Below are 5,921 nucleotides of genomic sequence, written 5' to 3' on the forward strand. Positions count from 1 at the left end.
AACCGTTTTTCTCAAGCTTGTCCAATACGCTCCACAAAGTTTTCTTGTTTATACCCAATTCCTTGCTGAGCTCATCCAAACTGGCTTCGCCCCTCAAGGCCAACGTCGCGTAGACCCGGGCCTCGAGCGCGCTGTCGAAGGGACTGGGGACCCTTAGCTCCAAACAAGGGCCCCCTCCTTCGTGCCCGGCCCACAGCTCAACTTTTTGCTCCGCGAGTACGGAGAGGCGTGCCACGCCTCCGGCATTAAGATGGAGGGCAAGTGTCCATACTTGGGCGGCCGGAGGGTAGTTTCCACAATAGACTACTTGTCTCTGAACTTGATGAGACTCCTCCCGGCAGAGCTCGGGTGGCTGTTGAAGTACAGCTATGGTCACTACGAGTATCCGAGGGCCAACTTGTTCTCATCGTTAGTGGTCTTTGACGAGTCTCACTTGTTATCCGAGCCTTGGACCGAGAAGGGGACTGTTGGGAGGGACTTCCTCCACGCCTCCTTAGAGATCCTCGGTCACCTCTCCAAGGGCTTGGGGACGAAGGTGTTAGTAGCCACCGCTACCTTGCCGGAATACGAACTGAGGAAAATAGCTAGGAAGATGGGCCCCGAGACCAAAGTAGTGGCCGTATGCAAGGAGTGCTATAAGGACTCGAAAATTAATAATAAAATTGTGAGGGTTGAGGACTTCTCCTCAGACATTCGCTGGAAGACCGAAGCGAGGGGGGAGGAGTTGTTGGACTACCTCTCGAACCACCTGAACGATATTATTGACGAAGCAATGTCGGGAAAGGTGTTGATAGTGGCCAACGCAGTTAAGAGAGCAGTGGAGGCGGCCAAGCTCCTCTCGACGCACTTCGGCGACGACTTAGTGCTGGTCCACGGGAGACTGAGCGAGGAGGACAAGAAAAAGGCTGTAGAAAGAATAGAGAAGGCTAAGGTCGTGGTGAACACCCAAGTGATAGAGGCGGGGGTTGACGTTGGCGCAACGCGCTTGATAACGGAGGCAGCGCCCGTTAGCTCGCTGGCCCAGAGGGCCGGGAGGCTCTGCAGGTCGAGGCGGTGCGAGGAGGCTAAGGTGACCGTGCTAAAGCCCTCGAAGGGTCCCTACTACCGCGAGTCCTTGGAGGCCTTTGAAAGAATTAAGGTAGAAGACGGAATAGAGTGGAGGGAGCTGGACGACACGGAGAGCGGGAAGACCTTTCTGAAATTGATAAACGAACTCGAGGGTAAGCCTAAGTACTACAAGGTTGAGAGTATTCTGGCAGAAGCGGCGATGACACCTCTGCCCGACATAGAGGGTATAAAGAACCTCTTGGACGAGCTGTGTTCCTTCGTGAGGGACTCGGCGCTGATAGAGCTCAGGGCCGGGGAGGAGAGGTTGGAGGTCTCCTTGAGTTGGCTCGCGTACGCCTACGAGAGGGGGCTGGAGGCGAGGGACTTGAAGGTAGTGAAGTTTGAGGGTGAAGAGTCCTTGGGTAGTAAGGCAAATTACCTCCTGGAAAGCTTGGACAAGAAGAACGCTTGTAAGGTCTACTCGAAGCTCCTTAAGGATTACGGAGCCTTGGGCTTGGTGGTTGAGGTTCCGGAGAATTCATACATAAAGGGTTGGGGGTTGAAAGTTGACCTCCAGTGACGTGCCTGCCTATTACGAAGTTAGGAAGGGAAAGGTAATCTTCGAGGGCCTCTGCGAGCACAGCCTCAAGACGGCCGCCGTCGGCTTGCTAATATTCAAGGACGAACTCGAACTACACAACTTGGTAGAGGAGTTCGTAGTTGCGGCCTTGTTACACGACGTAGGAAAGGCCAACGAAGAAGTGTTAAAAAAGTATGAAAAGCTTAAGAAGTCTGGGAAAAACGGCAAGCTGTCATTCAAGTGCAACGAGGTGCTCTCCGCCAAAGTAGTTCTGGAGCTGCACAGCCTGTTCGAGGGAACGAAGCCGGACCGCGACGCCGTGTTCTACGCAGTGTTGAGACACCACCACGCCATGAGGGAGTTGGAAGAGTGTAAGGACTACATCGCTCCCTTGGGAGACGTCGGACTCTTGGGCGAGCTGTTGCCGGAGCTGAAAGGGCTGAGGGGGACCAAAGCCAACATTAGCAAAATAGATGACAGAGCACGGAAGTTAGAGGACAAAGAGGCGTTGTTGGGCAAGGGCTTCGTGCTGGCAGGGTTCTTGAGCTTGGCAGATAGCGTCGCCGCCACCCTCGCGAGGAGGGCCGACAGCACCCAGAAGCCCAGCAGCTACGTCAGGAGGGCGTTAGAGGAGAGGGGGTTGACCTTGGAGCGCGTCCGGGAGGGGCTCGAGGAGCCATTTCAAGAGGTCTGCGACATCATTGCGAGACTTTCCAAGGACACAAGCCCGAGTACTTGCAGTAGTTGCAATATCTAGAGGGCTTGCCCTTCGGCAAGCCCTCCAAATCCCTCTCCAAAGCTCTTCTAACAACCCTTTCACGTGCTCCCTCAAGGAAAAGCTGAAGGATCTCCTCTCGCACCGTTCAGAGGAACAGAGCCAGAGTGCCTTGCAAGGGAGTCCGAACTGCTCTTCCGCCAACAAACAATAAAATGCCGCTTGGGCGAGTTGCTGTTTCTTGAAGCCCTCGCTGAGTTTCGCTTCAATCACCTCTAGCCGTCCCTCGCACACGAGCAGCGCGTCCGCCCTCCCGGAACCTAGCTTCCCCCTCAAGTCCACTTGATACTTCACTTCGCACTCGGGCCTCACGAACTTCTCTACTAACTCCCTTACGTCCAACTCCTTCCCGAACTCCATGGAGGGAGTCGGGGGCTCGGGGAAGTGGTATTTGAAGTAAGCGAAAGCCGGACAGAGGGCGTAGGCGTTAACCAGCCTCCCCTTCAACCCTCCACGCCTCCCGGAACTCTTTGTCACTCACAACTATGATGAAGAGTCTATCTTCATTCCCTAGGTACTTGACTGTAGCGTTGAATGCATCCTTAGCATCTCCTCTACTCCCCTTCCTTACGTAAACGCTCTTCTGGAGCCTAGAGAAGCCCAATGCCAATAACCTCTTCATAATCTTTAGTCTCTTCCCGTCGTCTCTCACGTCGTAAAAAACTATTACGTACACCCCTTCCACCCCGGGACGTACTCCTTTCCCTCTCTCATCGAACTGGCCAAGCTCCACGCCTCGGCCAGCAAGGCCTTGTCGCACCTTTCCAAGAATTCCTTGACCTCTTCCCCAAGAGCCTTTCTGGAGGCGTAGGTCAGAGAACAGTTGTGAACCTCCAGCTTCGGTGCCGATAGCAAAGTCCTCCTATCTACTAAGGGCTTGAACTGTTCCGAGAAGTCGTAGACCAAGGCCTCTCTCCCGCTCTTAATCGTGTGGAAGAGCCCCGCGTAGGGGTCCAAGCCCGTTACGCTCAATGCCTTGAATGCGTAGGAGTAGAGGATCCCGTAGGAATAGTTAATTGAAGAGTTGTAGGGGTCGCAGCCCTCGTGCTCCCTCCCCGGGAAATCCGGGAAGGTTTCCGAGAGCAGCCCCCAGTAGAGCTTCGCTGCCTGAGCCTCCACGGCCCTCAGCGCCTCCGGCGACTTCGCGGATGAGGCGTCGAGCGCGAGCTTCTCCAGCTCGTAGCTGGCCTCCCTGAGCCATTTGAACCTCTTCGTCTTTGCGAAGTACCTCAAAGTCCTTCCTTGTTCGGTTATCTTTCTAATTATGATGGGCTTGACATAATTCAACCCTTCCCCCTTCAATATGACCTCGTACTGTCTGAGTCGCGTGCTGGCGCTCTTGTTCGGCACGGGCGAAGAGAGCCTTCCCGAAGGCCTGCCGTTCCACTCTAAGACGACCAAGTCTACCCCGAGCCTCCCCATGGCCCTGAGGGCGGCCCCCGTAACGGAGACCTTTGATGTAGCCAATATTATAACGTCGTACAAGTTCGCCAAGTAAGTTACCTCCCCCCTAGAGTTGACGAAGGCAAGTCCCCCGTCCTTGACGAACAACTTTCCCGGCTCTGAGATCACGAAGGCGTTCACTTCTTGCACACCTCCAAGAAGGGGCAAGTTTTCGGACACTCCTCCGGCTCGCCCGGGTCTTCCTTCTCGCTCAAGATCCTCGCAACTTCGTCCCTCACCTCTACGAACCTCTTCCTCAACCCTTCGTGTATCCTGACCACGTTCCAGTAAGTCTTCTTGTCGGTAACGCTCACCACTATGCCCACGTCTACAGGGTGACCTATCCAAGACTCTAAGGCCAATGCGTAACCGGTAACGGCCAACCTCTTCCGCTCGAGGCCATTACCGTAAACCACCTCGACCGGTATAAACCCCACTAAGAAGTCCGGCTTGAGGGAGCTCGAGAGGCCTATGGAAAGGCCCGGTATTTCGGGCTCCACCTTGACGGGTATGCCCTCCTCCTCTGCGGCCGCCTTCCTAACCTTCGCCTCTTCGTAAACCCTCTTCAAGAGGGGGTCCTGAGTCTCTAGCTCCACACCCTTAAAGGGGGCCATGAAGGCCTCGTGAACGGCTTTCCCCCTGTTCATTGCTTTGTTCTCAACCCTTATTCCTAGGATCTTCCTCAAGTACACGTCTCTCTTAGTAGGGCAAGGGCTGGTTAGGTCGCTCACGCTCGGCCTCGCCCTATAACGGGGCTGCAAGAGCTGCCAGTCCCAGCCCCGCGTGTGGACCACCGCCTCCCCGGCGGTGGCCCTCAGCTCGTCCCAAACCCACCTGGGTAGCGCGGTTCCCACCGAAGGATACTTGTGCAGTATCACTTTTGACAATAAATGAGAAACACCGAAAGTGAGAAGTCCTTGGGGTCGAGGGGGTCTTTCCGAAGGTTTAAGGGAAAGCACTCGAGAATGATCTCATATAAGAGATAAAGAGCTTTCTGATGAAAACTTATTAATGGGGATAATATTCAGTACACCTTCCTGAGGAACGCCCAAAAGCCCGTGAAGGTTATCCCTGTCTGCTCGGGCCTGGTGGCGCCCTTCTCTACCTTAACCCTCCTCTCGCTAACCTCCACGCTCTCCATCCATACGAACTTGCCCCGTGACGCTTCCTTCAACTTCTCGAGTTGGTTGTATGTGGGGAGCCAGAAAGCCGCCGGGGCGCCGCCCTTGAGGGCCCTCCAGATCCCGTCCACGTACTCCCAAGGGTCCCCCACGTCGATCGCCGCTGCATCGAAGCGCTCCTCACCGAAAATTTCCGGGGCTTCTCTTATAGACGCCTTGACGAAGGTTACATCCAACCCTACCTCCTCCAAGTTCCTTTTGGCGATGTGTAAGTGTTCCCTCCTAACTTCAAAGGACGCGACCTCGCAGCCGAACCACCTCAAGGTAGCCGCCACGAAGCCTGACCCCGAGCCTCCCTCCAAACAGGCCTTCCCCGGTCCGACTCCGAGCTTCACAGCCATCAAGCCCAAGTCCTTCGGGTAGATTACTTGAGTCCTTCTCTTAAATGAGAACAAGACGTCCTCTAGCGTAGGTTTGAGGATATACGCCTTAGCGCCCGTACTGAGATCCACGCTCTCGCCATACCTCTTGCCTATTATATCGTCAAGCTTCAAGACGCCTAAGTCACTCCCAAAGATTTTTCCCTTAACAACTCTTACCAACCTCTTCCTTCTCCTGTCTATGTATATCACAACCAAGTCTCCCTCCCTTACCTCCAACGTCGTCTCCTTGTAGGCGGGTTCCGGCAAGAATATAGCACCAAATATGACTTAATTAATTTTGTATTACAAATAATCAACTTTTTCTCACTCCTCATTTCCATTGTCCTCATTGAGCCCGTGGGAACACGCTATATTCGAAACCGTACCATTACTATTCTCATTTCTCAACCCCCTTATATCTTTTCATGGGAACGCCCAAGGCCTTGGGGGTAAGGGCAGAGGAAAATTTCTTAAATGGAGAGAAAAATAGCTGGGAATTGTAAGGAAGCGGTAGAACGAAAGCCTTTTAAGGG

General features: G+C 54.2%; 7 protein-coding genes and 1 pseudogene. 2 read left to right on the plus strand and 6 right to left on the minus strand.

What is annotated here, in order from left to right; all coding sequences use genetic code 11:
* The coding region (locus AC1HCZ_RS04380; protein WP_479462331.1) for a helix-turn-helix domain-containing protein at positions 1-235 on the minus strand (235 nt) is incomplete at its 3' end.
* Here AC1HCZ_RS04380 and cas3 point away from each other — a divergent pair.
* Together cas3 and AC1HCZ_RS04390 are read left to right on the plus strand one after the other, a co-directional pair.
* Complete coding sequence (cas3, locus tag AC1HCZ_RS04385) at positions 206-1,627, plus strand: CRISPR-associated helicase Cas3' (RefSeq protein ID WP_479462332.1); 1,422 nt, start codon at positions 206-208, stop codon at positions 1,625-1,627. The genes AC1HCZ_RS04380 and cas3 overlap by 30 nt on opposite strands.
* Positions 1,614-2,384 (plus strand): CRISPR-associated endonuclease Cas3'', encoded by a 771-nt coding sequence (locus tag AC1HCZ_RS04390; RefSeq protein WP_479462333.1) that lies wholly within the window; start codon positions 1,614-1,616, stop codon positions 2,382-2,384. Before cas3 ends, AC1HCZ_RS04390 begins: the two co-directional genes overlap by 14 nt.
* Positions 2,385-2,486: 102 nt before the next feature.
* Here the strand turns inward: AC1HCZ_RS04390 and AC1HCZ_RS04395 are convergent.
* The 5 genes and pseudogenes from AC1HCZ_RS04395 to AC1HCZ_RS04415 form a co-directional block, all read right to left on the minus strand.
* Positions 2,487-2,879: pseudogene (locus tag AC1HCZ_RS04395) on the minus strand (CRISPR-associated protein Cas4); the annotation flags it as partial.
* On the minus strand, positions 2,830-3,078 hold the full coding sequence (gene cas2 / locus AC1HCZ_RS04400; protein ID WP_479462334.1) for a CRISPR-associated endonuclease Cas2: 249 nt from the start codon (positions 3,076-3,078) through the stop codon (positions 2,830-2,832). The pseudogene AC1HCZ_RS04395 and the gene cas2, both read right to left, overlap by 50 nt.
* Complete coding sequence (gene cas1, locus AC1HCZ_RS04405; protein ID WP_479462335.1) at positions 3,069-3,986, minus strand: CRISPR-associated endonuclease Cas1; 918 nt, start codon at positions 3,984-3,986, stop codon at positions 3,069-3,071. Before cas1 ends, cas2 begins: the two co-directional genes overlap by 10 nt.
* A complete protein-coding gene (gene cas4a / locus AC1HCZ_RS04410) occupies positions 3,983-4,699 on the minus strand; it encodes a type I-A CRISPR-associated protein Cas4/Csa1 (RefSeq protein WP_479462336.1) in 717 nt (238 codons plus the stop codon). Before cas4a ends, cas1 begins: the two co-directional genes overlap by 4 nt.
* Positions 4,700-4,869: 170 nt before the next feature.
* Positions 4,870-5,655: a tRNA (adenine-N1)-methyltransferase gene (locus AC1HCZ_RS04415; protein ID WP_479462337.1), complete on the minus strand. Its 786-nt coding sequence runs from the start codon at positions 5,653-5,655 to the stop codon at positions 4,870-4,872.
* Positions 5,656-5,921 lie beyond the last annotated feature (266 nt).

The organism is Ignicoccus sp. (assembly GCF_056435145.1).